At 67.6% G+C, this 25,067-nt stretch carries 30 protein-coding genes and 1 pseudogene; 14 read left to right on the forward strand and 17 right to left on the reverse strand.

Translation table 11 applies throughout. The annotated features are described in order from the left end of the window. Positions 1–8: 8 nt before the first annotated feature. On the reverse strand, positions 9–1,115 hold the full coding sequence (locus A5740_RS26980) for a hypothetical protein (RefSeq protein ID WP_076199320.1): 1,107 nt from the start codon (positions 1,113–1,115) through the stop codon (positions 9–11). A 184-nt stretch (positions 1,116–1,299) separates the two neighbouring features. On the opposite strand from A5740_RS26980, the gene A5740_RS26985 reads away from it, so the two are divergent. Further along, entirely contained in the window at positions 1,300–1,839 is a 540-nt protein-coding gene (locus tag A5740_RS26985) for an Mce protein (protein ID WP_076199322.1), read from the forward strand. Positions 1,840–1,971: 132 nt separating this feature from the next. Here A5740_RS26985 and A5740_RS26990 read toward each other — a convergent pair. Continuing rightward, positions 1,972–2,076: pseudogene (locus tag A5740_RS26990) on the reverse strand (metal-dependent hydrolase); the annotation flags it as partial. Positions 2,077–2,282: 206 nt separating this feature from the next. On the opposite strand from A5740_RS26990, the gene A5740_RS26995 reads away from it, so the two are divergent. Further along, positions 2,283–2,669, forward strand: coding sequence for a hypothetical protein (locus A5740_RS26995; RefSeq protein ID WP_254849352.1), 387 nt, complete (start codon positions 2,283–2,285; stop codon positions 2,667–2,669). On the opposite strand, the gene A5740_RS27000 is transcribed toward A5740_RS26995, so the two are convergent. After that, complete coding sequence (locus A5740_RS27000) at positions 2,660–4,783, reverse strand: cation-translocating P-type ATPase (protein WP_175616380.1); 2,124 nt, start codon at positions 4,781–4,783, stop codon at positions 2,660–2,662. The two genes, A5740_RS26995 and A5740_RS27000, sit on opposite strands and share 10 nt — an antisense overlap. A 44-nt stretch (positions 4,784–4,827) precedes the next feature. Continuing rightward, positions 4,828–5,112, reverse strand: a complete 285-nt coding sequence (locus A5740_RS27005; protein WP_003882487.1) for a DUF1490 family protein — start codon at positions 5,110–5,112, stop codon at positions 4,828–4,830. Positions 5,113–5,242: 130 nt separating this feature from the next. On the opposite strand from A5740_RS27005, the gene A5740_RS27010 reads away from it, so the two are divergent. Both A5740_RS27010 and A5740_RS27015 read left to right on the forward strand, forming a co-directional pair. Beyond that, positions 5,243–6,202 (forward strand): permease, encoded by a 960-nt coding sequence (locus A5740_RS27010; RefSeq protein WP_217696715.1) that lies wholly within the window; start codon positions 5,243–5,245, stop codon positions 6,200–6,202. Beyond that, on the forward strand, positions 6,199–6,906 hold the full coding sequence (locus A5740_RS27015; protein ID WP_076199326.1) for a TIGR03943 family protein: 708 nt from the start codon (positions 6,199–6,201) through the stop codon (positions 6,904–6,906). The genes A5740_RS27010 and A5740_RS27015 overlap by 4 nt, the downstream gene beginning before the upstream one ends. A gap of 50 nt (positions 6,907–6,956) precedes the next feature. On the opposite strand, the gene rpsR is transcribed toward A5740_RS27015, so the two are convergent. Genes rpsR through rpmB form a run of 4 tightly spaced genes read right to left on the reverse strand, consistent with a single transcriptional unit; the run spans position 6,957 to position 7,916 of the window. Continuing rightward, positions 6,957–7,211, reverse strand: coding sequence for a 30S ribosomal protein S18 (gene rpsR / locus A5740_RS27020; RefSeq protein WP_076199328.1), 255 nt, complete (start codon positions 7,209–7,211; stop codon positions 6,957–6,959). Continuing rightward, a complete protein-coding gene (gene rpsN, locus A5740_RS27025) occupies positions 7,211–7,516 on the reverse strand; it encodes a 30S ribosomal protein S14 (RefSeq protein ID WP_076199330.1) in 306 nt (101 codons plus the stop codon). The genes rpsR and rpsN overlap by 1 nt, the downstream gene beginning before the upstream one ends. Continuing rightward, positions 7,516–7,680, reverse strand: coding sequence for a 50S ribosomal protein L33 (rpmG, locus tag A5740_RS27030; protein WP_076199332.1), 165 nt, complete (start codon positions 7,678–7,680; stop codon positions 7,516–7,518). Before rpmG ends, rpsN begins: the two co-directional genes overlap by 1 nt. Next, positions 7,680–7,916, reverse strand: a complete 237-nt coding sequence (gene rpmB, locus A5740_RS27035; protein ID WP_076199334.1) for a 50S ribosomal protein L28 — start codon at positions 7,914–7,916, stop codon at positions 7,680–7,682. Before rpmB ends, rpmG begins: the two co-directional genes overlap by 1 nt. Before the next feature lie 73 nt (positions 7,917–7,989). Between rpmB and mrf the strand changes: the two genes are divergently transcribed. The 4 genes from mrf to A5740_RS27055 are packed head-to-tail and all read left to right on the forward strand — an operon-like array spanning position 7,990 to position 11,591. Then, positions 7,990–9,174: a ribosome hibernation factor-recruiting GTPase MRF gene (gene mrf, locus A5740_RS27040; RefSeq protein WP_076199336.1), complete on the forward strand. Its 1,185-nt coding sequence runs from the start codon at positions 7,990–7,992 to the stop codon at positions 9,172–9,174. Then, a complete protein-coding gene (locus A5740_RS27045) occupies positions 9,171–9,419 on the forward strand; it encodes a type B 50S ribosomal protein L31 (protein ID WP_076199338.1) in 249 nt (82 codons plus the stop codon). The genes mrf and A5740_RS27045 overlap by 4 nt, the downstream gene beginning before the upstream one ends. Positions 9,420–9,441: 22 nt before the next feature. Beyond that, a complete protein-coding gene (locus A5740_RS27050; protein ID WP_076199340.1) occupies positions 9,442–10,362 on the forward strand; it encodes an MBL fold metallo-hydrolase in 921 nt (306 codons plus the stop codon). After that, complete coding sequence (locus tag A5740_RS27055; RefSeq protein ID WP_076199470.1) at positions 10,359–11,591, forward strand: SLC13 family permease; 1,233 nt, start codon at positions 10,359–10,361, stop codon at positions 11,589–11,591. The genes A5740_RS27050 and A5740_RS27055 overlap by 4 nt, the downstream gene beginning before the upstream one ends. Before the next feature lie 67 nt (positions 11,592–11,658). Here A5740_RS27055 and rlmB read toward each other — a convergent pair whose 3' ends face one another. Genes rlmB through carD form a run of 5 tightly spaced genes read right to left on the reverse strand, consistent with a single transcriptional unit; the run spans position 11,659 to position 15,718 of the window. Next, positions 11,659–12,603, reverse strand: a complete 945-nt coding sequence (gene rlmB, locus A5740_RS27060; protein ID WP_076199342.1) for a 23S rRNA (guanosine(2251)-2'-O)-methyltransferase RlmB — start codon at positions 12,601–12,603, stop codon at positions 11,659–11,661. Further along, on the reverse strand, positions 12,604–14,040 hold the full coding sequence (gene cysS / locus A5740_RS27065; protein WP_139335372.1) for a cysteine--tRNA ligase: 1,437 nt from the start codon (positions 14,038–14,040) through the stop codon (positions 12,604–12,606). Positions 14,041–14,059: 19 nt separating this feature from the next. Further along, positions 14,060–14,536 carry a 2-C-methyl-D-erythritol 2,4-cyclodiphosphate synthase gene (ispF, locus tag A5740_RS27070; RefSeq protein ID WP_076199344.1) on the reverse strand — a complete coding sequence of 159 codons (477 nt, stop codon included), beginning with the start codon at positions 14,534–14,536 and terminating at the stop codon, positions 14,060–14,062. Positions 14,537–14,554: 18 nt separating this feature from the next. Continuing rightward, entirely contained in the window at positions 14,555–15,223 is a 669-nt protein-coding gene (ispD, locus tag A5740_RS27075) for a 2-C-methyl-D-erythritol 4-phosphate cytidylyltransferase (protein WP_076199346.1), read from the reverse strand. Between the two features lie 6 nt (positions 15,224–15,229). Beyond that, positions 15,230–15,718, reverse strand: a complete 489-nt coding sequence (gene carD / locus A5740_RS27080) for an RNA polymerase-binding transcription factor CarD (RefSeq protein ID WP_003882506.1) — start codon at positions 15,716–15,718, stop codon at positions 15,230–15,232. 319 nt (positions 15,719–16,037) lie between these two features. On the opposite strand from carD, the gene A5740_RS27085 reads away from it, so the two are divergent. The 3 genes from A5740_RS27085 to disA all read left to right on the forward strand — a co-directional run bounded on the left by A5740_RS27085 (position 16,038) and on the right by disA (position 19,256). Next, on the forward strand, positions 16,038–16,625 hold the full coding sequence (locus tag A5740_RS27085) for a hypothetical protein (protein ID WP_076199348.1): 588 nt from the start codon (positions 16,038–16,040) through the stop codon (positions 16,623–16,625). An 84-nt stretch (positions 16,626–16,709) separates the two neighbouring features. After that, entirely contained in the window at positions 16,710–18,116 is a 1,407-nt protein-coding gene (radA, locus tag A5740_RS27090) for a DNA repair protein RadA (RefSeq protein WP_076199350.1), read from the forward strand. Between the two features lie 60 nt (positions 18,117–18,176). Continuing rightward, positions 18,177–19,256, forward strand: a complete 1,080-nt coding sequence (gene disA, locus A5740_RS27095; protein WP_175616381.1) for a DNA integrity scanning diadenylate cyclase DisA — start codon at positions 18,177–18,179, stop codon at positions 19,254–19,256. A 3-nt stretch (positions 19,257–19,259) separates the two neighbouring features. Here the strand turns inward: disA and A5740_RS27100 are convergent, their stop codons facing one another. Together A5740_RS27100 and A5740_RS27105 are read right to left on the reverse strand one after the other, a co-directional pair. Continuing rightward, entirely contained in the window at positions 19,260–20,030 is a 771-nt protein-coding gene (locus tag A5740_RS27100; RefSeq protein ID WP_175616377.1) for a hypothetical protein, read from the reverse strand. A 56-nt stretch (positions 20,031–20,086) separates the two neighbouring features. Then, positions 20,087–20,707, reverse strand: coding sequence for a carbonic anhydrase (locus A5740_RS27105; protein ID WP_076199356.1), 621 nt, complete (start codon positions 20,705–20,707; stop codon positions 20,087–20,089). A gap of 25 nt (positions 20,708–20,732) precedes the next feature. Between A5740_RS27105 and A5740_RS27110 the strand changes: the two genes are divergently transcribed. Continuing rightward, the gene (locus tag A5740_RS27110; RefSeq protein ID WP_076199358.1) at positions 20,733–21,629 is read left to right on the forward strand and encodes an A/G-specific adenine glycosylase; all 897 of its coding nucleotides are present in this window, start codon (positions 20,733–20,735) and stop codon (positions 21,627–21,629) included. Between the two features lie 50 nt (positions 21,630–21,679). Then, complete coding sequence (locus tag A5740_RS27115) at positions 21,680–23,083, forward strand: NAD(P)/FAD-dependent oxidoreductase (RefSeq protein ID WP_139335373.1); 1,404 nt, start codon at positions 21,680–21,682, stop codon at positions 23,081–23,083. On the opposite strand, the gene A5740_RS27120 is transcribed toward A5740_RS27115, so the two are convergent. Continuing rightward, on the reverse strand, positions 23,032–24,012 hold the full coding sequence (locus A5740_RS27120; RefSeq protein WP_076199362.1) for a GlxA family transcriptional regulator: 981 nt from the start codon (positions 24,010–24,012) through the stop codon (positions 23,032–23,034). The genes A5740_RS27115 and A5740_RS27120 overlap by 52 nt on opposite strands. A 71-nt stretch (positions 24,013–24,083) precedes the next feature. On the opposite strand from A5740_RS27120, the gene A5740_RS27125 reads away from it, so the two are divergent. Further along, a complete protein-coding gene (locus A5740_RS27125; RefSeq protein WP_076199364.1) occupies positions 24,084–24,314 on the forward strand; it encodes a hypothetical protein in 231 nt (76 codons plus the stop codon). Here A5740_RS27125 and A5740_RS27130 read toward each other — a convergent pair. After that, complete coding sequence (locus A5740_RS27130; protein ID WP_076199366.1) at positions 24,297–25,058, reverse strand: alpha/beta fold hydrolase; 762 nt, start codon at positions 25,056–25,058, stop codon at positions 24,297–24,299. The two genes, A5740_RS27125 and A5740_RS27130, sit on opposite strands and share 18 nt — an antisense overlap. Positions 25,059–25,067: the final 9 nt, after the last annotated feature.

Below are 25,067 nucleotides of genomic sequence, written 5' to 3' on the forward strand. Positions count from 1 at the left end.
TCTTCAGATCACTTGGCACGAACGATTCCCAGGTCGTACGCCAGCTCCGGGTTGCCCTTGCTCTTCCAGAGCGCCCCGTCCATGTAGAAGTGGTGCAGCACGAACATCAGCGGAACCGCGAAGATGACGGTGTCCAACTGTCCGGCGAGGATGCCCAGCAACGCCAGGCCCGCGACGTAGAGCGGAAGTGCCTTACGCGTCGAGAGCCGGGCCAGCAGCAGCTTCTTCTCGCCGGGGTCGGTCGAGGCAGCGAACCGGGTGTTGTTCCTGGTCCAGTTGATCAAGTGATACTGCAGGCTGTGGGTGGTCGTCGCGATCAGGATGAGCGCGAACAGGTCCGACACCAGCAGGTAGGACAAGTTGTACGACAGCGCCGCGATGATGAACGTGGCCACGGCCATCGGAGGCAGCGCCGTCTGCCCGTCGCGCCGCAGCTTGACCTGTTCGGCGACCGCCAAGACGAGCAACACCGCGGCGACCGCGTACGCGGCGACGATGAGCACTTCGGGAATGGGCGGTACCGGCACGCTCAGGTTCGAGAACGGCAGCCGGTGGCCGAACACCTCGTACTCGGAGAAGTGCAGCCCATGGCTCGCCCGGTAGAGAACCGGAGCCAGACAGGCGGCATACAGCGCGTACTTGAGCCGGCTCCGGGGGCCCTTGTATCCGTTCTTCGCGGCGTAGATGTTCATGATGCCGAAGTGCTGCTTGAGAACGTGGAAGACCTGCCAGTACGCCCAGATTGCCAACAGCGGCACCAACCACCCGCCGAACCAGAGCACGCCCACGATCGCGGCGACGACAGCGAAGCTCAGCACGTAATGCAACCGGTACCGGGACCGTTCCCGCGGATCGAGCCACACGCGCACCGTCGTGGTCAACACGTGCGGGAGGTCGGACAGCAACGAAAATGCCACCGCTCCAACAAGAAACACACCCTTGTGACTTTCGGCGGCGAACAGGATCGCCGAAAGCAATGCTCCCAGACCGAATACGAAGTAGATGTCGACTCGGCGACTGACGAACCATCCGGGCTGATGTTCGCCGTCTTTCAGTCGCGGTTGCTGAGTGTCCGCGGCGGTCCCGGCCGTCCCGACGGGCGTTCCAGCGGTCATCGCAACCCCCTCCTCGCGGCCGCAGAACCGGCCCTAGATGAAAATGGTTATCGTTATCGGCATAACGTAGGGTGAGCGTCGCCCGCTGTCAACGCCGATTTCATTTGGACCACCGGAATGTGGCGACGGACACAACGCTCCGGTAAAAGCCTGCCCGGCACAGAGATTCGACGAGGAACCCACCGTGACCGCAACAACTGACGACGACACCACTACTCCGGTCGACGACGAAAAACCCGCCAGCGGTCGGCGGCGTCGGCTGCTCGTGGCAGCCGGCGGGGCGGTCCTCATCGCGGCCACCGCAACGTCGGCGTCACTGGGCTGGCAGGTCTGGCACCTCCGGAAACTCGACGCCGCGGGCAGCCAGGCGCGGGCGGCGGCCACGTCCTACGCCGAGGTGCTGACGAGCATCGACAGCAGCAAGGTCGACGAGAATTTCACCCGCATCCTGGACGGCGCCACCGGTGAGTTCAAGGACATGTACGCGCAGTCGAGCGTTCGACTGCGCCAGCTTCTCGTCGACAACAAGGCGGCGGCCCACGGCATGGTGGTCGAATCAGCCGTCAAATCAGCCTCGGACGACACAGTCGAAGTGCTGTTGTTCGTCGATCAGTCGGTGAGCAACGCCACCATGCCCGAGCCCCGGCTGGACCGCAGCAGGATCAGGATGACCATGAAGAAGATCGACGGACGTTGGCTGGCAAGCAAAGTAGAGCTGTCGTGATGCGGACACACCAATGTTCGGCGCTACCGGAGATGATCCAGCAGGGCACCTCTCCGCCGAAATAGTGGTCGTGCCGGTGCTCGAGTAACTCACTGTCGTCGACGTCGTCGGGATGAAAGCCGATTTGGCGACACGGTGCTGCAGACCGTGCGTCATCTCCTGACCGATGAAGCCCGCGACCTGGACCTTGAGCCATGAGTCCTCGATCTCGTCGCGGTAGCGGCGGACGGATTGGATGAAATCCTACGTGTGGCAGCTACTTTCAACGCGCAGCCGGAACGGACATTCCCCATCTCGACCCCTTCGCAACAGTGCCGCCCACCCGAGGCTTATTGAAAATGATTTTCGACAAGCCGTGTTCCGCACTGTAGCGTGAACCCGATCAGTTGAAAACGATTTTCAACTGCTGCAAGGCCGCGCCGGCCCCATGGAAAGGTGTTCGCATGTCGCAGCAGGTCTACACCTGCGAACCATTCACCGTCGCTCTCTGCATGCACTGCCCGTCGTCCGATCCCGGATCGCCGCTGTTCCGCATGCTGCGGGACGTCGTACGGAACTGCCCGCACGGAATTTTGGTGAGCACCCAATGCCTGTTGGGTACGTTCACCTGCGCGACCAGGGGCGCCGACCCCAACCCGGTACTGGTCCTGCAGCCCTGCTCGACGGACCGGGCTCCCAGCGCGGCCGCGATCTGGATCGGGCCGATCGTGGACGAAGCCGACGCGCGGGGTGCCTGCGGCTGGATCGCAGCGGGGCAGTGGGACCGCTCAAATTTGCCGGAGCGTCTACGAGCCGATCGGAGCCTGATCCGGGTGAGCGCTCACAACTGAGCGCCTTGCCGCGGCTGGTCGAGCTCGTAGCGGATCAGCCGGGCGCTGTTGGCCACCACGGCCACCGACGATGCGTTGTGCAGGACCGCGGCAAGCACGGGCGAGAGCGCGCCGCCGGCACCGACGAGCAGACCGATGGCATTCACCGCGATCGACATCGCGTAGTTCTGCTGAATCACATCGACCGCTCGACCCCCCAGTGCCCGCACGTCGAGCAGTCGTCGCAAGTCGTCACTGGCCAGCGCCACGTCGGCGGTCTCGACCGCCACATCGGTGCCGCCGAGCCCCATGGCGATGCCGATATCGGCCGCGGCAAGTGCCGGCGCGTCGTTGACGCCGTCACCGATGACAGCGACGGTGTGGCCCTCACCGTGCAGCTCACGCACCACGGCCAGCTTGTCCTCCGGCATCACCTCGGCGCGCCATTCGGTGATGCCGAGCTCCTCGGCGACGGCTGCGGCGGCATCGGGATGGTCACCGGTCAGCATCACCATGCGGCGCACACCGGTAGCCCGCAATGCCTGCAACACCCCGATGGCCTCGGGCCGGATCTCGTCACGTAAACCGATGAGGCCGACCAGTTTTCCGTCGACGGCCAACAGCAACGGCGTCTCGGCACTGCGCCGGAGCTTGTCCACCCACTCCGAGGCACGTTTGGTCACCCGGACCTTCTCCTGCGCCAGCAGCGAAGGACTGCCCAGCAGCAGTGTTCGTCCGTCGGCCCGGGTGCGCATCCCCAGTCCGACGAGCACCTCGCACTCCTCGTGTGGAGGTATTTCGATGTGCCGCTCCTTGGTCGACCGGAGCACCGCGTCGGCGAGCGGGTGACGGGCGTGGATTTCCGAGCTGGCCGCATATGCCAACACCTGTTCTGGTTCCCAGTCCTTGTGGAAGGCAACCACATTGGTGACAATCGGACGCCCGATGGTCAACGTGCCGGTCTTGTCGAAGACGACGGCGTCCACGCGGCCGGCCTCCTCGAGGTGCGAGCCACCCTTGATCAGGATGCCGCGCCGGGCACCGTTGCCGATGGCGGCACTGATGGCAGTCGGGGTCGCCAATCCCACCGCGCACGGACAGGCGACCAACAGCATCGTCATCGCGCGGCGCACGTCCCTGGTGACCACCAGCGTCAGGGCCGACAACAGGAACGACGCGGGGACGAAGCGTCGCGAAAAGGTCTCACCGACAGTCTGAATGGGCGCCCGGTGATGCTGGGCTTCCTCGACGCGGGTGATGATCCGGCCGATGGTGGTGTGCCGCCCGACCGCCTCGGCGGTGATCACCAGTTTCCCGCGGACCACAACCGAGCCCGCGTACACCTTGGCCCCGGCCGTGACGGCGACGGGCAGGTTCTCGCCGGTGATCGCCGACTGATCGACGATGGCCTCACCGTCGCTGACCACGCCGTCGACCGCGATCGCGACCTGCTCGTGCACCACGACCTCGTCACCGACCCGCAACCCGTCCACGGGAACCTCGACCTCGGTGCCGTCGGCCAGACGCAGCCACACTGTGTCCTGAGTTCCCTGCAACAGGTTGGCGATCGCCCGCCGGGTCCGCCTCAGCGTGAGATCCTGCAGATATTCACCGATGTTGAGCAGCCACAAGACGGTCAGCGCTACGACGTTCTCCCTCAGCACGAGGCTTGCCACGGTGGCGGCCGAGACCAGGACATCGGTGCCCGCGCTGCGGTTTCCGGTCAACGTGCGCAGCGCACCGCGCAGGAACGGATAGCCCGTGAAGATCGTGGCCCCCGTCGCGAACATCCGACTGGTCGGTCCGAGCAACGGCGGCCTGGCGAAGGCATAACGACGAACACCGAGCAGCACCAGGGCGAGAGCGCCGATGGCCATCCGCAGAATGTCGGCGTTGTGGATGTCGGCCGAACGTGGCGTCCGGACCGGCACCAGGTGTCGCGCCACCTCTGCGGCGCTCGATATCGCCGCCATCACCGCGTCGCGGTCGCACCGCTTCGGCGAGTACCAAACCACCACAGAGGCGGTCCGCGGATAAGCGTGCACGGCCCGCACGCCCGCCACCTGGTCGACCGAGTCCTCTATCGCGACGGCGCGGAGTGCGTCCCCGCGAAACCACGGCGCGTGCACGCGCATCCGGCCCGCGGCGTCGGATACGACCTCTGACGTGGCCACGACACTCAGTGATCGTGCGAATGCCCGGCGTCGGCGACGGCGGGCGGCGGCACTTCCTCACCGATCCGTTCCCGCGCCTCGGCCATCACATCGGCGACCTTGAGCCGGGCCGACTCGGCGCTTTCTTCGGCTTTGCGGGCGCCGCGCAACGCCCATGCCGTCGTCGTCACCGCGGCTTCCCGAATGGGCGCCTTGGCCACCGCCTTACGTAGGCCGTCGTACGCCGCCACCCCGACCGCGCCGGTGACGACCGTTGTCGCTGCCTTCGCCAGCAAGCCATGCCACACCATCTACCCAGCCTAGCCCCACCGAATGAAAATGATAGTCATTTGCGTGCCGCACAGCCCGGTCCCAACCATGGCTGGCATCATGTCCGCCGTGGCCACGACTTCGGCAGCACTCCGGTGGCGGCCGACATCCATGCAAGTGCTGGTAGTCGGTGTCATCGTGCTGGCCCTGGCCGGCAACGCGCTGCGCGGTTTCGTGGACGGCACACCGGATGTCGCGACGGCGGCCACCGTGTTCTGCGGTGTGTTCGTGCAGGCGCTGCCGTTTCTGGCACTCGGAGTGATCATCAGCGGACTGATCGCGGTTTTCGTCACGCCGGACCGCCTGGCCAGATGGCTGCCGAAACGTACCGGCGCGGCGATCCTGGCGGCGGGCATCGGAGGCGCGGCTCTGCCTGGGTGTGAATGCGGTTCGGTTCCGGTGGCGCGCAGGCTTTTCGGCGACGGCGCCCAAGGTGGCGCGGTGGGCGCCGCGGCGCTGACGTTCATGCTCGCGGCACCTGCCGTCAATCCCGTCGTGTTGGTAGCGACGGCCGTCGCGTTCCCCGGCCACCCCGAAATGGTGGCCGCCCGGTGCGCGGCATCGCTGCTGACCGCGCTGATCATGGGTGCGCTGTGGGCCAGGTTCGGCAGCCCGGCGTGGATCACCCGACGCTTACCCAAGCCCCGGCACGGTGAAGGCTCCAAGTGGATGGTGTTCACCGAGGCGGCCCGCCACGACTTCCTCTCGGCAGCGTCCTACCTGGTCATCGGCGCGGCGGCCGCGGCCGCGCTGCACGTGCTGGTGCCGACCTGGGTCTACGAGCACCTGGCCGGCCAGCTGATCCTCGGCGTGATCACCATGGCGGTGCTGGCCGTCGTGCTGGCACTATGTTCGGAGGCCGACGCGTTCGTCGCGGCCAGCCTCACCATGCTGCCGCTGCTGCCGAGGCTGGTGTTTCTGGTCGTCGGCCCGGCCGTCGACATCAAGCTGTTCGCGATGCAGGCCGGGATGTTCGGCCGGCCCTTCGCCAATCGGTTCGCACCCGCGACCTTTCTGGTCGCCACCGTCGCCGCGACCGGTGTGGGATTGCTGATCGTCGGTACGCAGTGAGCCGGGAAACCGAGAATGCGCTGTTGCTGCTGATCGGAGTCAGCACCGGCATCGTCACCCTCACCGGTGCTTTCACCCGTTACGTGAAGCCATCGCTGCTTCCCTATCTCGCGGCCACCTCTCTGCTCTTGATCCTGCTGGCATTGGCATCGATCGTGGCCGACATCAGGCACGGCGGCGACGAGCAACACGCCCACCACGACCATGCCCACCGGCGTGGCACCACCTGGCTGTTGCTCATCCCGATCGCCCTGCTGGCGTTCGTGGTGCCACCGGCGATACGTCCGCAGGCCGCGTCGGTGGCCGAGGTGTCCACTGACGTTCTGCGGCGGCCTTTTCCGCCTCTACCCGATGACCGCGCACCGGAAATCGCCTTGCCCGACTTGCTGATCCGCGTCGCGCAGGACAGTGCCGGCACGCTCGACAACCGCACGGTCACGGTGTCCGGTTTCACGATGCGCGACGGTGACCGGACGGATCTGACCCGGGTGGTGATCATCTGTTGCGCAGCCGACGCCCAACTCGCCCGTATTCACCTTTCGGGGCCGGCCGCCGCCCAGTTGACCGGCTATCCGGACAACACGTGGATCAAGGTGGAGGGCACGATCCCTGCCGGGCAGAGCGATTCGAGCCGTAGCACCATCCCGACGATGACGGCGTTGAGCGCAGTGCGCACCGACCCACCCGAGCGCCCATACGCCTAGCGGAGTCATACCGGCTTCCCCGATCCGCAGTCGCCCGTAAACGGATCGCCTCAGCGGGCGTTGGTGACCGGCAACAGCGCCATCTCCCTGGCGTTCTTGATCGCCGTGGCGACCTGACGTTGCTGTTGCGGGGTGAGCCCGGTGATTCGTCGTGATCTGATCTTGCCGCGCTCACTGATGAACGTGCGTAAGAGTTGGACGTCCTTGTAGTCCACCTGCGTCACGCCGAGCGCGGTGAGCTGGTTGCGCCTCGGCTTCTTCAGTTCGGTTGCCGGAGGGCGCTTCCGGGGATTTTTCTTCGTCATCACCAACTCGACTTCCGCACCCCGGGCAACTCTCCGCGGTGCGCCAACTGCCGCACCCGAACTCGGGACAAACCGAACTTGCGCAAGTGACCTCTGGGCCGGCCGTCGACGGCGTCACGATTACGCAGCCGCACGGGGCTCGAGTCGCGGGGTAACCGTTGCAACGCCGAGACGGCCGTGGCCTTCTCCTCGCGCGTGCTCAGCGGATTCCGGATGATCTCCTTGAGGTCGGCCCGGCGTTCGGCGTAGCGCGCCACCAGTTCGCGGCGCTTCTCGTTCTTGACGATCTTGGACCTCTTGGCCATCAGCGCTCCTCGCGGAAGTCGACGTGCTTGCGGATCACCGGGTCGTACTTGCGCAGCACGATCCGGTCCGGGTCGTTGCGGCGGTTCTTGCGGGTGACGTAGGTGTAGCCGGTGCCGGCCGTCGACTTCAGTTTGACGATGGGCCGAATGTCGGTGCGGGCCATCAGATCTTCTCCCCCCGACTGCGCAGACGTGCCACGACCGCCTCGATACCGTCGCGGTCGATCACTTTGATTCCCTTGGCGCTCACCCGAAGCCGGATCCGGCGCCCCTCGGACGGCAGGTAATACGTCTTGTTCTGGATGTTCGGGTTCCAGCGCCGGCTACTCCGCTTGTGCGAATGCGACACCGTGTTGCCGAATCCGGGCATGCGCCCGGTGACCTGACAGTGGGCTGACATGAGCCTCCTTCGAATGGGGTAACGTGACTTAAACATAATGATAATCGTTTTCAATAGCTAGTTGGGAGGCGAGATGCGCACCCCTGTCGTGCTGGTCGCCGGTCAAGGCGACGTCGATGGTGTGGCCGCCGAGTTGAGTCGCAGACCTGGCACCGCCCTGGTCCGTCACACCTTTGACGGCCAGGTGGTCCTGCGGTCGGTCACCGCCGACAACGGAACATCACAGTGGCCCTTGGAACTGGCCCATGGCTGCGTGTCGTGCACGATCCGGGACGACCTGCTGGTGCTCCTGCGTCGCCTGCACCGGCGCAGCGACGTCACCCGCATCGTGGTGGCCCTGATGGGCTGGCTCGAACCCGAACCGGTGTGCTGGGCCATAGAGAACATCCGCGTGCACGTCGGGCCCGGGTACATCGACGGACCGGCCTCCCGCGATGTCAGCATCGAGGCGGTCATCACCTGCGTGGACACCGAATTCTGGCTACCTCAGGCCATCGGTGAAGACGAACTGGCCGACGGACGCACCGTCGCCCAGGTGGTCGTCGGCCAGGCCGAGTTCGCCGACGTGCTGGTCCTCACCGAACCCGACGCCACCGCGCTGGCGGTGTTACGCCGGCTTGTCCCTCGTGCCCGCCTCACCGTCGGCACCGAGCGCGTGGAACTCGCACTGGCGCATCTCGAATCCGACAGCCGGCGTGGTCGTATCGCCTCACCACACGACCCGCTGCTGGCGGGCGAGCCACCACTGGAACCCGACGGCGAGGTAGGCCTGCTGGAGTTCACCGCGAGCAGCCCGTTCCACCCGCTGCGACTGCACGCCGCCATCGACCTGCTGCTCGACGGAGTGGTGCGCGCCCGCGGCCGGGCCTGGCTGGCGAACCGCCCGGATGACGTGATGTGGATCGAATCTGCCGGTGGTGGACTGCATTTCAGCAATGCCGGGCGATGGCTGGCCGCCATGGAACCCAGTGAGAGGGCCTACGTCGACCCCGAACGGCTGGCGATGGCCGCGATCGACTGGGACAGCGACTTCGGTGACCGCCACGTGTCTTTGACCGTATTGGTGTGCGGCGCCCGTCCGGACGAGATCCACGCCGCGCTCCGCGGCGCCCTGCTCACCGACGAAGAACTCGCCCATCCCGCCACGTGGGCCCACTTTCCCGACCCGTTCGGCGACTGGCACGAGGATCCGTGCGACGACCAGGCCGGTGCCGACGAACCGGTGATTCCCGGCCACCATGAAGGAGGACAACCATGAAACCGAGCATCCATCCCGACTACCACCCCGTGGTGTTTCAGGACGCCGCGACCGGCACGCAGTTTCTGACCCGGTCGACGGCCACCAGCGAGCGCACCATCGACTGGCCCACTGCCGACGGCGTCGTGAGCTACCCGCTGATCGTCGTCGACGTCACCAGCGATTCCCATCCCTTCTGGACCGGCTCGGCCCGGCACATCGACTCGGCCGGCCAGGTGGAGAAGTTCCGTCGTCGCTACGGCTAGGAGCCGGCTCTAGGGTGGGTCCATGCGGCTCAAGCCCGGCAGACCCGACCTCGCGCCGTACGCGCGGTTCTTCGACGTGCCGTCGGGCACACCACAATCCCCGGTCACGGTCACCTGGGCCGGGGTCAGCACACTGCTGGTCGACGACGGCACCTCGGCGATCCTGACCGACGGCTTCTTTTCCAGACCGCCGCTGGGACGAGTCGTCCTGCGCAAGCTGGCACCGTCCCTACCGCGCATCGACGGCTGCCTGGCCCGGCTCGGGATCGACAAGCTCGAAGCCGTGCTGCCCGTGCACACCCACTTCGACCACGCCATGGATTCCGCCGTCGTGGCCGAGCGCACCGGCGCCCGACTGGTGGGCGGCACCTCTACCGCGCAGGTCGGCGTCGGGCATGGCCTGGCCCCGGACCGGATCGTCACCGTCACCCCAGGAGAAGCCGTGTCTCTCGGCGCCTACGAGGTCACGCTGTTCGAGTCCGAACACTGCCCGCCGGACCGGTTTCCCGGCGACATCACCGAACCCGTCATGCCCCCGGTCAAGGTCTCGGCCTATCGGTGCGGCGAGGCCTGGTCGACGCTCGTGCATCATCAGCCCAGCGGCCGCCGCGTGCTGATCGTCGGCAGCGCCGGAGCGGTGCCGGGCGCGTTGGACGGGCAACGCGCCGACGTGGTCTATCTCGGCGTCGGCCAACTCGGCCTGCAACCCGAGCAGTACCTGATCGACTATTGGACCCACACCGTGCGTGCGGTCGGGGCACGGCGGGTGGTCCTGATCCACTGGGACGACTTCTTCCGCCCGCTGCACGAACCGTTGCGCGCCTTGCCTTTCGCGGGTGACGACCTGGACGTCTCGATGCAGGTGCTCACCCGACTCGCCGACGTCGACCAGGTGCGCCTGCACCTGCCGACGCTGTGGGATCGGGCCGACCCCTGGCGCTGATCCTGGCGCTCATCGCGCTGGCCATCGTGTTGGCCTTCGCGCTGGCGCGCCCCAACGGCTGGCCCGAAGCGGTCGCGGCGGTACCCGCGGCCGGATTGCTGATCGCGCTCGGGGTGATCTCAGGTCCCGACGCATTGGCCGAAGTGAACCGCCTACTGCCGGTGGTCGGCTTTCTGGCGGCGGTGCTGGTGCTGGCGCACCTGTGCGACGACGAGGGACTGTTCCACGCCGCGGGCACCGTGATGGCCCGCGCCAGCCGAGGCGATCCCCGGCGCCTACTGACCCGGGTGTTCGTCATCGGCGCGACGACGACCGCGGTGCTGAGCCTGGACGCCACCGTCGTGCTGCTGACCCCGGTGGTGCTCGCCACGGCGCGCACACTGTCGATACCGTCGCGGCCGCATGCCTATGCCAGCGCGCATCTGGCCAACACCGCCTCCCTGCTGTTTCCGGTGTCGAACCTGACCAACCTGCTGGCGTTCGCCATGGCCGGGCTTTCCTTCGTCCAGTTCAGCGCCGTGATGGCACTGCCCTGGCTGGCGGCCATCGCCGTCGAGTTCGTGTTGCTGCGCCTGCTTTTCCGCCGAGAACTGAGCCGCCCGGCCGCCGAGATCACCCCGCCCCCGTCCGAGATCCCGGTGTTCGTTCTCGCCGTACTGGGCCTGACATTGGCGGGTTTCGTCGTCACGTCGGCCTTCGACGTGTCCCCGGCGTGGGCGGCGCTGGGCGGGGCCCTCGTTCTCGGCGTGCGCAGCCTGGCCCAGCGCCGCAGCACCATTGGCGGCATCGCGCGTGCCGTCAACCTGCCGTTCCTGGCGTTCGTCCTGTGCCTGGGTGTGGTGGTGGACGCGGTAGTGCGCAACGGACTCGACGGCATCATGCGCGACATGCTTCCGATGGGTGGTTCGTTACCGGAGCTGCTGGCGCTCGCCGCCATCGCGGCAGTGCTGGCCAATCTGGTCAACAACCTGCCGGCGGTACTCGTGCTGCTGCCGTTGGTGGCCGCCGCCGGACCCGCCGCGGTGCTGGCCGTGCTGATCGGGGTCAACGTGGGCCCCAATCTGACCTACGTCGGATCGTTGTCAAACCTGTTGTGGCGCAGGGTTGTCCATCGCGACGGCCTGCCCGCCAAAGCCACGGAGTTCAGCTGGATCGGACTGGCGACGGTGCCGCTCACCCTGGTGGCGAGTGTGCTGGCGCTGTGGGTCGGCCTGCGCATTTTCCTCTGACGAGAAGACGCAAAACTGCCTATTTCGGAAGGATTTTGGGCAGTTTTATGTCTGCTCGCGGTGGGGACTAGAGGCTTCGGCGCTGGCGGGCGATCTCGGCGAGCACCACACCGGCAGCCACCGAGGCGTTCAACGACTCCGTCGGTCCGGCCATCGGGATCGAGACCACCGCATCGCAGTTCTCGCGCACGAGCCGTGACAGACCCTTGCCCTCCGAACCGACCACCACGACCATCGGCCCGGAGCCCTCGAGCTCGTCCAGCGTGGTGTCGCCCCCGGCATCCAGGCCGACCACCTGTACGCCGGCGTCAGCCCAACTCTTCAGCGTGCGAGTCAGATTCGTCGCCCGCGCCACCGGGGTACGGGCCGCGGCGCCGGCGCTGGTGCGCCAGGCCACCGCGGTCACCGAGGCCGAACGGCGCTGCGGGATGACCACACCGTGACCGCCGAATGCAGCCACCGAGCGCACGATGGCACCGAGGTTGCGCGGATCGGAGATGTTGTCCAGTGCCACCAGCAGCGCGGGCTCCCCGGAATCGCGGGCAGCCTTCAGCAGGTCGTCGGGATGCGCGTAGTCGTAGGGCGGCACCTGAAGCGCCAGGCCCTGGTGCAACGCGTTGTTGCTCATCCGGTCCAGATCGTGGCGCTGCACCTCGAGGATCGAGATACCGCGGTCGGCAGCGATCTGGACGGATTCGGTGAGCCGCTCGTCGGCCTCGGTGCCCAGCGCGACGTAGAGCGCGGTCGCGGGCACCTTGGCCCGCAGGCACTCCACCACCGGGTTTCGGCCCAGCACCAACTCGGTGTCGTCGGTCTTGCGGTGCCTGCCCTGCGCCTGACGCGCCGCCTTGGCGGCTTTCTTGGCAGCCGGGTGGTGCGGACGTTGCTCTGCGCGCGGCGTGGCCCCCCGGCCCTCCAGACCGCGGCGACGTACGCCGCCGGACCCGACCGTGGGCCCCTTCTTCGTCCCCGGCTTGCGCACTGCGCCGCGCCGCTGCGAATTCCCGGCCATCTACGCTCCGTTCCCGTCCACCAGCGCCCACTGCGGACCGTCAGCGGTGTCGGTGACCTCGATGCCGGCCGCCTTGAGCCGATCTCGGATGGCGTCGGCCGCCGCCCAGTCACGATTGGTCCGGGCCTCGGCCCGGCCGGCCAGCGCCCACTGCACCAGTTCGTCCACGGCAGCCAACGCGGCCGAGGTCTCGTCGCGGGATTCCCAGCGCTCGTCGAGCGGATCGCAGCCCAGGATGCCCATCATCGCCCGAATCGACGTGGCCCGTGCCATCGCGCCGTCGTGATCACCGGCATCCAACGCGCGGTTGCCCTCGGCGCGGGCGGCGTGCACCTCGGCCAGCGCCATCGGGACCGCGAGGTCGTCGTTGAGCGCGGCGGCGAACTTCGGGGTCCAGTCGCCCACGGCGACGGCACCGACCCGGTTGCGTACCCGGTGCAGGAAGTCCTCGATGCCGCTGTAGGCCTTCACCGCATCCTGCAGGGCGTTCTCGGAGAACTCCAGCATCGACCGGTAGTGCGCGCTGCCCAGGTAGTAGCGCAGTTCGGCAGCCCGAACCCGTTGCAGCACAGCCGGAATCGAGAGCACGTTGCCCAGCGACTTGCTCATCTTCTCGCCGCCCATGGTGACCCAGCCGTTGTGCAGCCAGTACCGGGCGAAACCGTCACCGACTGCCTTCGCCTGGGCGATCTCGTTCTCGTGATGCGGGAAGACCAGGTCCATCCCGCCGGCATGGATGTCGAACTCCGCACCCAGATAGGCCTCGCACATCGCCACGCACTCCGTGTGCCAGCCGGGCCGACCCCGGCCCCAGGGCGTCGGCCACGACGGCTCACCGGGCTTGGCGCCCTTCCACAGGGTGAAGTCGCGCTGATCGCGCTTGTCCGTGGCCACCCCCTCGCCCTGATGCACATCGTCGATCCGGTGGCCGGACAGCGCTCCGTACTCGGGCAGGCTCAGCACGTCGAAGTACACGTCCCCGCCCTGGGCGTAGGCATGGCCCCGCTCGATCAGCCGGTCGATGAGCTCGACCATCTGGGTGATGTGGCCGGCGGCCCGCGGCTCAGCCGACGGCGGAAGCACGCCCAGCGCGTCGTACGCGGCGCTGAACGCCCGCTCGTACGTCGCGGCCCACTCCCACCACGGCCGGCCGGCGTCAGCCGCCTTGTTGAGGATCTTGTCGTCGATGTCGGTGACGTTGCGGATGAACGCAACGTCATACCCATTGGCGGTCAGCCAGCGGCGCAACACGTCGAACGCGACTCCGCTACGGACATGACCGATATGCGGCAAGCCCTGGACGGTGGCACCGCACAGGTAGATCGAAGCGTGCCCCGGCCGCAGCGGTACGAAATCTCGTACGGCACCCGCCATGGTGTCGTACAGCCGCAAATCGGAGGCAGACCCCGACGCGACGGCTTGAGCGCGATCGGTCACGACGTGCCAGCTTACCGGCCTATTCGGCAGGAACCACCAAAGCGCTGGCTATCGCGGCCAATCCTTCACCCCGGCCGGTCAACCCGAGCCCGTCCGTGGTGGTGGCCGACACCGACACCGGCGCCCCGATCAGCTCGGTGAGAAGCCGCTGGGCCTCGTCCCGGCGCGGCCCGATCTTGGGCCGGTTTCCGATCACCTGCACCGTGGCGTTGCCGATCTCGAAGCCTGCGGCCTGCACCAGCCCGCGGACGTGACGCAACATGTCGGCGCCGGTCACGCCGCGCCATTCCGGCCGGTCGGTGCCGAAGACGCCACCGAGGTCACCGAGCCCGGCCGCGCTGAGCAGCGCATCACACAAGGCGTGCGCGGCCACGTCGCCGTCGGAATGGCCCGCGCAGCCGTCTGCGCCCTCGAATTCCAAGCACAGCAGCCGACAAGGCCGCCCCGGCTCGATCGGATGGACGTCGGTTCCCAGGCCGACCCTTGGAATCAACATGGAATCAACATGCGATCGTCATGCCCCGCGCGCCAACACAGCCTCGGCGAGCACCAGGTCCAAGGGAGTGGTGATCTTGAAGGCCAACGGGTCGCCCTCGACGATCTGCACGGGAGTGCCGATCTGTTCGACCAGGGAGGCGTCGTCGGTCACCGCACCCGTACCGGCTCGTTGATAGGCGCGGCGCAACACGTCGGCACGGAAACCCTGTGGCGTCTGGACGGCCCGGAGACCGGCCCGCTCGGGCGTGCCCAACACCGCGCCGTTGGCGTCGACCGCCTTGATGGTGTCGGCCAGTGGCAGGCCGGGGACGACGGCAGCGTGGCCGTCCGCCAGCCCCGCGACCACCCGACTGATCAGGCTCGCCGGCGTCAGCGCCCGTGCGGCGTCATGAACGAGTACGAAATCCGCGTCATCGGCGGCGGCCAGAGCCAACGCCACTGACTCGGTCCGGTCCGGTCCCCCGGCCACGATCTGTGCCCGCGCGCCGAAGACCAACATGGCCTCGTCGGTACGCGCCGGCGGCACCGCGACCACGACCCGGTCTATCACCCCGGAGCCCAGCAGCCCGTCGAGAGCATGCTCCAGCAGGGGTTTGTCCCCCAGATTGACGAATGCTTTCGGCCTGCCCGCGCCGAGCCGCTCACCAGAGCCGGCGGCCGGGACGACCGCGACAGTTGTTGCCACGACGCGTCAGGACGCGGCAGCCAGAACCTCGTCGAGGATGGTCTCCGCCTTGGCGTCATCGGTGTTCTCGGCCAACGCAAGCTCGCCCACCAGAATCTGCCGAGCCTTCGCCAGCATTCGCTTCTCACCCGCGGAAAGACCGCGTTCCTGATCCCGACGCCACAGATCGCGAACCACCTCGGCAACCTTGTTCACGTCACCGGAGGCCAGCTTCTCCAGATTGGCCTTGTAGCGGCGCGACCAGTTGGTCGGCTCTTCGGTGTGCGGCGCACGCAACACCTGGAAAACCTTGTCGAGGCCTTCCTGGCCCACGACGTCGCGGACACCGACATACTCGGCATTATCTGCGGGCACTCGAACGGTCAGATCCCCCTGGGAGACCTTCAGGACGAGATATTCCTTCTGCTCGCCTTTGATCGTCCGGGTTTCGATCGCCTCGATCAACGCAGCACCGTGGTGTGGATAGACGACGGTGTCTCCGACCTTGAAAATCATCTGATTCGAGCCCCTTTCGCTAGTCCATCCTAACACGGGCCGCGATCACGTGCGCACCAACTATGCAGGTCAGGGGCACCGCAGGTGAAGAGCAGGGGTTGACACGGTGACGAAACCGTGCAACCGCGGTGGCCGTCGGCGGGCTGAAACGGACCGCCCCGCAAAGACGTTGTGCGCGTGTCACACCCGTGGAACGGCCATCCGGAGGGCGTCGAACCGGGCACCCGAGCAGCCGTCTGGAAGCCCTCGCATTCCACCCGCGACACTCACCTACTACTCTGCATAGTCGAAGTACGCCGACCCAGCTCAGGAGGCTTGAGTGAACCGCTTCGCAATGCGCGCCTCGACCGGTCTGGCCGCATGTGGCCTGACCGCAGCCGTTCTCACCGGCTGCAGCGCCGGGCAGGTCTCCCAGACGGCGACGCAGGAGCCCGCCGTCAACGGCGTCAACGCACAGGTGGGCGAGATCGCCCTGCGCAACGTGCACCTGCGTGCCCCGCAGCAGAAGGACTACGTCGAGCCGGGCTCCGAAGCCGAACTGCTGTTCGTCGCGGCCAACGGTTCCACCGAGGCGCCGAACAAGCTCATCTCGATCACGTCCAATGTCGGCGACGTCGCACTGACGGGCGACCAGACGGTCCCGGCCGGCGGCACCCTCGTCGTCGGCGAGCCCGACGGCCAGCTCAAGCCTCTGGAGGAAACCGAGGCCGCCGATGGCGCCACCGCCAAGGTGACGCTGTCCAAGCCGGTGTCGAACGGCCTGCTCTACGACTTCACGTTCAAGTTCTCCAACGGTGAGACCACCGTGGCCGTGCCGATCTCGGCCGGTGAGGCACCCCGCCGGAACAAGGCCGGAGAGTCCCCCGAAGAGGCTGCCGAGGCCGGCGGCGAGGGCGGCCACCACTAGTCGCCGAGGGTTTTCCCTGAGGCTGCGTATCCCGACCGGCTGCGCCTGACTGTCGATGTCGGCGCCAACCGTTACTGTCGCTGCGTGGCCGGTTCGAAAGTACGTTCGCAATACCGCTGCTCGGAATGTCAGCACACCACCCCGAAATGGGTGGGCCGCTGCGCCAACTGCGGCACGTGGGGAACGGTCGACGAGGTAGCCGTACTCGCTTCTGTGGGCGGTGCGGCCCGCCGCTCGGTGGCCCCGACGTCCCCCGCGGTGCCGATCACCTCGATCGATCCGGGCATCACCCGCCATTACGCGACCGGGGTCACCGAACTGGACCGGGTTCTCGGCGGCGGCCTGGTGGCCGGTTCGGTCACGCTGCTCGCCGGGGAGCCCGGCGTCGGGAAGTCCACGCTGCTGCTCGAGGTGGCCAACCGCTGGGCACACACCGGCCGCCGCGCGCTGTACCTGTCCGGGGAGGAGTCCGCGGGCCAGATCCGGTTGCGTGCCGAACGCACCGGCTGCACGCACGACAATGTCTATCTGGCAGGCGAATCCGATCTGCAGATCGCCCTCGGTCACATCGACGAGGTCAAGCCCAGCCTGGTCATCGTCGACTCGGTGCAGACCATGTCCACCACCGAGGCCGACGGCGTGACGGGCGGGGTGACGCAGGTGCGGGCGGTGACGACGGCGCTGACGGGCTACGCCAAGACCGCCGTCGGAGATCCGGCGGTGGCCATGATCCTGGTCGGTCACGTGACGAAGGACGGCGCCATTGCGGGCCCGCGGTCACTGGAGCATCTGGTCGACGTGGTGCTGCACTTCGAGGGGGATCACGCTTCGAGCCTGCGCATGGTGCGCGGGGTCAAGAATCGGTTCGGCGCCGCCGACGAGGTCGGTTGTTTTCAGATGCACGACAACGGAATCGAATGCGTCAGTGACCCGTCCGGCCTGTTCCTGGACCAGCGCCCGGCCGCCGTGCCCGGAACCGCCATCACGGTCACGCTCGATGGCAAGCGCCCCATGATCGGGGAGGTGCAGGCGCTCGTCGCCCCGCCGGTGGGGCCGCCGCGTCGCGTCGTCAGCGGCATCGATTCGGCCCGCGCGGCGATGATCGGCGCGGTGCTGCAGACCCGATGCGCCCTGCCGATCGGCAACAGCGACATCTATCTGTCCACCGTGGGCGGCATGCGGCTGACCGACCCGTCCTCCGACCTGGCCGTGGCGGTGGCGATCTCGTCGGCCTATCTCGACATCGCGTTGCCGATGAACGCGGTGGCGATCGGCGAGGTCGGTCTCGTCGGTGATCTGCGCCGGGTCACCGGCATGGACCGCAGGCTCGCCGAGGCGGCCCGGCTGGGGTTCACCATTGCCGTGGTGCCGCCCGGGGTCACCAGTGTGCCCAAGGGGCTGCGCGTCATCACCGTCGATCACATCGGGGCGGCATTACGGGCACTCAAAGACATCGCGATTGCCAGCAATCGATCCGATCACGGACAATAGCGGCCGACCCGAGGAGAGCAGATGGCCGTGAACTCCGGTGCCAGGACCAGCCGCACCGTCGTGCATCTGGCGCGGCCGACGCTACGAGAAACACTCGGGCGGCTGGCGCCCGGTACCCCACTGCGCGACGGCCTGGAACGCATCCTGCGCGGCAAGACGGGCGCGCTGATCGTGCTGGGTTACGACGACAGCGTGGAAGCCATCTGCGATGGCGGGTTCGCCCTCGACGTGCGGTATGCGCCCACCCGGCTGCGCGAGCTGTCCAAGATGGACGGCGCGGTGGTGCTGTCCAGCGACGGCAGCCGGATCGTGCGGGCGAACGTCCAGCTGGTGCCGGACCCGTCGATCCCCACCGACGAATCCGGGACCCGGCACCGCTCGGCCGAGCGCACCGCGATCCAGACCGGTTACCCGGTGATCTCGGTCAGCCATTCGATGAGCATCGTGACCGTCTACGTCGCCGGCGAGCGGCACGTGGTGCCCGATTCGGCCACCATCCTGTCCCGGGCCAACCAGACCATCGCCACGCTGGAGCGCTACAAGGGCCGGCTCGACGAGGTCAGCAAGCAGCTGTCCACCGCCGAGATCGAGGACTTCGTGACACTGCGCGACGTCATGACCGTGGTGCAGCGCCTGGAGATGGTGCGCCGGATCAGCCTGGAGATCGACGCCGACGTGGTCGAGCTCGGCACCGACGGACGCCAGCTCAAACTGCAGCTCGACGAACTGCTCGGGGACAACGAGGCCGCGCGCGAGCTGATCGTGCGCGACTACCACGCCCTTCCCGACCCACCGACCGCCGCGCAGGTGCATGCCACACTCGACGAACTCGACGCGCTGACCGACAGCGAACTGCTCGACTTCACCACGCTGGCAAGGGTTTTCGGCTACCCATCGACCGCGGAGGCCCAGGATTCGGCGATGAGTTCACGCGGCTACCGCGCCATGGCCGGCATCCCGCGCCTGCAGTTCGCCCACGTCGATCTGCTGGTCCGGTCGTTCGGCTCGCTGCAGGGGCTGCTGGCCGCCAGCGCTGATGACCTGCAGTCCGTGGACGGCATCGGTTCCATGTGGGCCCGGCACATCCGCGAGGGCCTGTCACTGCTGGCCGAGTCGACCATCGCCGACCGACTGGCCTGAGCGTCAGTTACCCGGTGCGCCCGGCGCTGCCGGCGGCGCACCCTCGACAGGCGGCCCGGGCTGCTGCGGGTTGGCCTGAGCCAGGATGAACGGCACCGGAGCCGATCTGAGATTGCCCAACTGGACCATCAGGTTGTAGGTGCCCGGCCCGATCGGCTGCCGCGGCATCGGGCACTGCGGCGCCGACCCCATACCGGTCCAGGTGACCTCGGTGGTCACCTGCTCACCCGGATTGAAGGTCTTCACCAGGGTCTCGTTGGACGGCGCGCAGTCCAGGTTCGACCACAGCCGGTTGTTGTCGAGCGAGTAAACGTAGGCGGCCAGCACCGCGGCCCCCACGTCACGCTTGCAGGCCACCAGGCCGATGTTCGTGACCACCATGGTGAACTTCGGCTGATCGCCGACGACGTACTCCGGTTGGCTGGTGATGCCCTTGACGGCAAGCGTCGAATCCGGGCAGTCGTCCCCCTCCTTGAGCAGCGGGGGCGGTGTCACCGCCGCCGTCGGCGTAGCCGTCGGCGGCGGTGCGTGCTGCGCCGGTGGCACCACCGGGGTCTTCACCTCGGGGTTCTCCCCCGGCAACGGGGTCGGTGGGGCCGCGCTGGCAGCCGGCTCTCCCGCAGGTTTTGACTCGGCACCGGAGTTACTGGTCACGATCACCGCGACGATCGCGGCAACGATCCCCACGACGACTACCGCGATTCCGATGGCCAGCGCCCGGCGCCGCCAGTAAATCTGCGAGGGCAGTGGCCCATGGGGCTCGAGATCCAACACGGGTTTCACGGTAAGCCCAGGTCATCCCTAGTTGTTCGAGGCGACCCGGCGTGTCGTCAGGCTTCGCCGATGTCGCCCAGGTGACTGCGCAGCTCCACCCGCCCATCGGCCAGGTGGTAGGTGGCGCCGACGATCGCCTGGGTGCCTGCGGCAAGCCCGTCGGCGATTGCCGCCGAGCGCAGCTTCAGCTGGGACACCGTCTCGTTGACGTGGTATTCCTCGAACTCGTCGACCCGCTTCAGACCGGCATGCCGACCCATCAGGATCGACGGGGTCACCCGCTCGACGATGTCGCGGACGTAACCGCCGGGCACCGTTCCCTCGTCGAGGGCGTTGATGGCGGCCTGGACCGCACCGCAGCTGTCGTGGCCGAGCACCACGATCAGCGGCACGTTCAGGATCGACACCGCGTATTCGATCGAACCCAGCACCGAGTTGTCGATGACATGGCCCGCGGTGCGTACCACGAACATGTCGCCGAGACCCTGGTCGAACAGCAACTCGGCGGCCACGCGGCTGTCACCGCAGCCGAACACCACGGCAGTGGGCTTCTGCCCGTTCGCCAGGCTGGCGCGGCGCGCGATGTCCTGACTGGGATGCTGCGGTTCGCCTGCCACGAAGCGGGCGTTACCGTCCTTGAGTGCTTTCCATGCGGACACTGGGTTCGAGTTGGGCATATCAACCATTCTGCATGAGCCGCCGATGAGCATCGACGCGGGCGAATTAGTAGGTTGGTATGAATCTGCCCAGCGCGACCTGCCATGGCGCCGACCAGGCGTTTCTGCGTGGCAGATCTTGGTCAGCGAGTTCATGCTGCAGCAGACACCGGTGGCCCGCGTCGAGCCGATCTGGCTGGCCTGGATCGACCGGTGGCCCACCCCGTCGGCGACCGCGGCCGCCGGGGCGGCCGAGGTGTTGCGGGCCTGGGGGAAATTGGGCTATCCACGCCGGGCCAAGCGGCTGCACGAGTGCGCCGTGGTGATCGCCGAAGAGTACGGGGACGAGGTGCCCACGGACGTCGACACCCTGCTCAGCCTGCCCGGTATCGGCGCCTACACCGCGCGGGCGGTGGCCTGCTTCGCCTACCGGGCAAGTGTTCCGGTGGTCGACACCAACGTGCGCCGGGTGGTCACGCGGGTACTGCACGGCCAGGCCGACGCCCCCGCGCGGGCCCGCGACCTCGACGACGTGGCCGCACTGCTGCCGCCGGACGCGACGGCGCCGACGTTCTCGGCCGCGCTGATGGAGTTGGGCGCGGTGGTGTGTACGTCCCGCTCACCACGGTGCGGGAACTGCCCGCTGAGCAGCTGCCGGTGGCGATCGGCCGGCTACCCCGCGGCCACCATCGCCCGCCGGGTGCAGCGGTATGCCGGCACCGACCGCCAGGTGCGCGGAAAATTGTTGGATGTCTTGCGCGCCAGCACCTCTCCGGTAACCAGGAGCCAGTTGGACGTGGCCTGGCTGTCCGATCCGGCTCAGCGTGACCGGGCGCTGGATTCCCTACTGGTCGACGGTTTGGTGGAGCAGACGGTCGATGGCCGCTTCGCGCTTGCGGGCGAAGGTGACGATGCACGCGACGCAGGAGCGCGTGCGAACTGAGGTAGGTCGGTACTCTATCCGCCCGGATTGACCCGCTGAACACTGCTTTTATGACTCGACCAGACGGGCATGCGGTGGTGTTGGGCGCGAGCATGGCGGGTGCGCTGGCCGCACGCGTACTCGCCGAGCACTACCGGACCGTCACCATCGTCGAACGCGACGACATCCCGGACACCGCCGAGAACCGGCGAGGGGTGCCGCAGGGCCGGCACGCCCATGCGCTGTTGGCCCGCAGTTCGGCGATTCTGGACGAGCTGTTCCCCGGGTTCCTCGATGAGCTCATCGCCGGCGGGGTCGGCAAGTGGGACGACGGCGATCTGTCGAAGTTGTGGATTTCGGTTGGCGGCCATTTGTTTTCGCGTTCCGGGATCGCTCCGTCGGCACCTACGCAGTACTACCCCAGCCGCGCGTTTCTGGAGTGGAGCGTGCGTCGACGGCTGGCGGCGATCGACAACATCTCGATTCTGCCCGGCCACGATGTGCGCGGGCTGACCGCCACACCCGATGGCGCCGCAGTGACCGGCGTGGTCGTGCAGGACCGCACCGAGGGGGCGCCGACCCAGCTGGCAGCCGACCTGGTGGTGGACGCCACCGGGCGCGGCTCACGCACACCGACCTTCTTGGCCGACCTCGGATATCCACGACCCCGGGAAGACGAACTCATGGTGCGGCTGGCCTATGCGAGTCAGATGCTCGCCATGTCCGCCGACGCCGTTCCCGAACACCTGGTGGCGATCTTCCCGGAACCCGGCCGCCCCACGACCTGGGCGCTGATCGGCTACGAGAACAACATCTGGATGCTCACCGAGGGCATCATGGCTGGCCTCGAACCACCCGCCAACTTCACTGAAATGTTGGACTTTGGCGAAGGTTTCGTGCCGCCACAAGCGCTCGCCGCGGTGCGCAACGCCGAACCCCTCGGCGAGGTCGCGCATTATCGGGTGCCGTCGAACCGGTGGCGCCGCTACGACAAGATGCGCAAATTCCCCGACGGCCTGCTGGTGATCGGTGACGCGATCTGCAGTTTCAATCCGATCTACGGCCAGGGGATGACGCTGGCGGCGATCGAGTCGACCATCTTGCGCGAGTGCCTGCGGCAGGGGGCGCGCAACCTGGCGCCGCGGTTCTTCAGCGCGGCTGCGCGCCAACTCCGAGTGGCGTGGCAGACGGCCGTCGGCTCCGATTTGGCGTTACCCGAGGTGATCGGGCCGCGCCCGTGGTCGATGCGGCTGAGCAACGCCTATCTCGGTCGCGTCATGACCGCCGCCGAACGCGACCCGGCGGTCACGACCGCACTCACCCGGGTGACCGGGATGATCGACGCTCCGACCCGCCTGTTCCGGCCGTCCATCGCCTACCGTGCGGCGCGGGCCGGGCGGGCCCGCGACGGCCTTCGAACGGACTATGCGGTGGCTTCGACATCTCCGGGCTCGTCTGCCGTGCAGGCGAATTGACGTCGGTAGTCCGAAGGAGTCACGCCGATGACGCGGCGGAAGTGATGGCGCAGCAGCGTGGCGGTGCCGAATCCGGCTTGCCCGGCGATTCGGTCGATGTCCAGATCGGTCTCCTCGAGCAGCCGCCGCGCGAACAACACCCGCTGATCGGTGATCCACTGCATGGGGGTGGTGCCGGTCTCCTCGACGAACCGGCGGGCGAAGGTCCGGGTGGACATCGCCGAACGCCGGGCCAGAGTGGTCACGGTGTGCGGCTTGTCCAGGTTGTCCATGATCCAATCCAATTGCGGGGCAAAGCCTTCCGAACATCGGACCGGAATCGGCTGATCGATGAACTGGCGCTGGCCACCGTCGCGCTGCGGCGGGACCACCATCCGCCGGGCGATCTTGTTGGTCACCTCGCTGCCGAGTTCGCGGCGCACCAGATGCAGGCAGGCATCGATACCGGCCGCCGTACCCGCGCTGGTGATCAGGTTTCCGTCGTCGACGAACAGGACGTTGCGATCCACTCGTGCGGTGGGATGTTTGCGGGCCAGGGCGTCGGCGTGCATCCAGTGCGTGGTGCACGGCCTGCCGTCGAGCAGTCCCGCCGCCCCGGCCAGAAAGGCCCCTGAGCACACCGTCAGGATGATGGACCCGGCATCGGCTGCGGCGCGCACGGCGTCCAGCGCCTCGGGCAGGTAATCGGAGCCGCCGATGGCCGGGATCGCCACCAGATCCGCCCCCTGCAGCGCATCGAGTCCGTGTTCGGGGGTCAGGGTGGCGCCGACGGACGTCCGTAGCGGCTTTCCCGGCTCGGGGCCACACACCTTGAAGTCGAAATTCGGCACCCCGTCGGCCGACCGGTCGATCCCGAACACCTCGCAGATGACCCCGAATTCGAAGATGGCCAGGCCATCGAGCACCAGGGTGGAGACACTCCGCAGCATGGCCGTATTTTATCCCAAGGTGTCAGTACTGCCACTGTTGGCTGGATATATGCCTTGCGACGATTACTGCCATGACCGTTGCACTCGCCTTGCTGATCCTGATCTCGCCGATCGCGGTTGCCGCCGCCGTGAGTTGGGCCGCGCACCGCGACAACATCCTGCGGTTCCGCCTCGACGTGTTCGACATTCACCAGCCCGACTACGAGTCCTACCGCGCCGAAGCGGATCTCGACGCGGTGCGAACCCGGTTCGAGCAGCATCCGGTCTGGCCGAGCGCCGGTGCCCTAGGTGAGCGTCGTTAGAAAACCCGTCACGGCCTCGCGGTACACGTCCGGCTCGTCGTCGTGGATCAGATGTCCGGCACCAGGGATGTGCAGATACGTTGTCGCCCGGCCGATCTCGTCCATCTCGCGCATCTGCCCGGGTGGCGCCACCGAATTGCCCGCCTCCAGCAGCAGCGCCGGGATCCGCACCGCGCGCCACTGCTGCCAGTAATCCCGCGTCCCCCACTGCGCGGCGATGTCCAGCCACCACTGGGGATACCCGTGCAGCCGCCAGCCGGTGGCCGTCCGGTCGAACGCTTCCAGGAAGTACCGCCCGGCCACGGGCCCGAATTCGTCGTAAACCTCTTGCTCCGAGCCGAATTCGACCGGTAGGGCATGCACCCACGGTTCCCACGGGCCGGTGGTGCGGCCCCGGAAGTCGGGAGCCATGTCCTCGACCACCACCGCCCTGACCAACTCGGGCCGGGCGGCCGCCAGACACCAGGAGTGCAACGCGCCCATGGAATGGCCCACCAGCGCCGCCGGCCGGCCCAGCACGGCAACGGCATCACCGAGATCGGCCACGAACCGCTCCGTGCTGATCGGATACGGGTCCACGACGTCACGCCCCCGGTGCCACGGCGCGTCGTACGTGTACACCGCACCCAGACCCGTCAACCACGGCAATTGTCGTGACCAGGTGCTGCCACGGCCCATCAAGCCGTGCACCAGGACGATGGGCTCGCCGCGGCCCCCTCGGTGCGTGAGTAGATCTGTGACCATGCCGTTATC

This window comes from Mycobacterium sp. GA-1841 (genome assembly GCF_001954135.1).
Classification (GTDB): Bacteria; Actinomycetota; Actinomycetes; order Mycobacteriales; family Mycobacteriaceae; genus Mycobacterium.

Excerpts from the sequence above, each read along its gene's own strand:
- A5740_RS27110 (WP_076199358.1), top strand. The coding sequence starts at position 20,733 with ATGAGCATCGACGCGGGCGAATTAGTAGGTTGGTATGAATCTGCCCAG.
- A5740_RS26980 (WP_076199320.1), bottom strand. The coding sequence starts at position 1,115 with ATGACCGCTGGAACGCCCGTCGGGACGGCCGGGACCGCCGCGGACACT.
- A5740_RS27005 (WP_003882487.1), bottom strand. The coding sequence starts at position 5,112 with ATGGTGTGGCATGGCTTGCTGGCGAAGGCAGCGACAACGGTCGTCACC.
- ispF (WP_076199344.1), bottom strand. The coding sequence starts at position 14,536 with ATGTTGATTCCAAGGGTCGGCCTGGGAACCGACGTCCATCCGATCGAG.
- A5740_RS27045 (WP_076199338.1), top strand. The coding sequence starts at position 9,171 with ATGAAACCGAGCATCCATCCCGACTACCACCCCGTGGTGTTTCAGGAC.
- carD (WP_003882506.1), bottom strand. The coding sequence starts at position 15,718 with ATGATTTTCAAGGTCGGAGACACCGTCGTCTATCCACACCACGGTGCT.
- rpsR (WP_076199328.1), bottom strand. The coding sequence starts at position 7,211 with ATGACGAAGAAAAATCCCCGGAAGCGCCCTCCGGCAACCGAACTGAAG.
- rpmB (WP_076199334.1), bottom strand. The coding sequence starts at position 7,916 with ATGTCAGCCCACTGTCAGGTCACCGGGCGCATGCCCGGATTCGGCAAC.
- A5740_RS27120 (WP_076199362.1), bottom strand. The coding sequence starts at position 24,012 with ATGCTGCGGAGTGTCTCCACCCTGGTGCTCGATGGCCTGGCCATCTTC.
- A5740_RS27010 (WP_217696715.1), top strand. The coding sequence starts at position 5,243 with ATGCAAGTGCTGGTAGTCGGTGTCATCGTGCTGGCCCTGGCCGGCAAC.
- A5740_RS27000 (WP_175616380.1), bottom strand. The coding sequence starts at position 4,783 with ATGCGCGTGCACGCGCCGTGGTTTCGCGGGGACGCACTCCGCGCCGTC.
- rpmG (WP_076199332.1), bottom strand. The coding sequence starts at position 7,680 with ATGGCCCGCACCGACATTCGGCCCATCGTCAAACTGAAGTCGACGGCC.
- A5740_RS26995 (WP_254849352.1), top strand. The coding sequence starts at position 2,283 with ATGTCGCAGCAGGTCTACACCTGCGAACCATTCACCGTCGCTCTCTGC.
- A5740_RS27115 (WP_139335373.1), top strand. The coding sequence starts at position 21,680 with ATGACTCGACCAGACGGGCATGCGGTGGTGTTGGGCGCGAGCATGGCG.
- rlmB (WP_076199342.1), bottom strand. The coding sequence starts at position 12,603 with ATGGCCGGGAATTCGCAGCGGCGCGGCGCAGTGCGCAAGCCGGGGACG.
- A5740_RS27130 (WP_076199366.1), bottom strand. The coding sequence starts at position 25,058 with ATGGTCACAGATCTACTCACGCACCGAGGGGGCCGCGGCGAGCCCATC.
- A5740_RS27105 (WP_076199356.1), bottom strand. The coding sequence starts at position 20,707 with ATGCCCAACTCGAACCCAGTGTCCGCATGGAAAGCACTCAAGGACGGT.
- rpsN (WP_076199330.1), bottom strand. The coding sequence starts at position 7,516 with ATGGCCAAGAGGTCCAAGATCGTCAAGAACGAGAAGCGCCGCGAACTG.
- mrf (WP_076199336.1), top strand. The coding sequence starts at position 7,990 with ATGCGCACCCCTGTCGTGCTGGTCGCCGGTCAAGGCGACGTCGATGGT.
- A5740_RS27125 (WP_076199364.1), top strand. The coding sequence starts at position 24,084 with ATGACCGTTGCACTCGCCTTGCTGATCCTGATCTCGCCGATCGCGGTT.
- A5740_RS27050 (WP_076199340.1), top strand. The coding sequence starts at position 9,442 with ATGCGGCTCAAGCCCGGCAGACCCGACCTCGCGCCGTACGCGCGGTTC.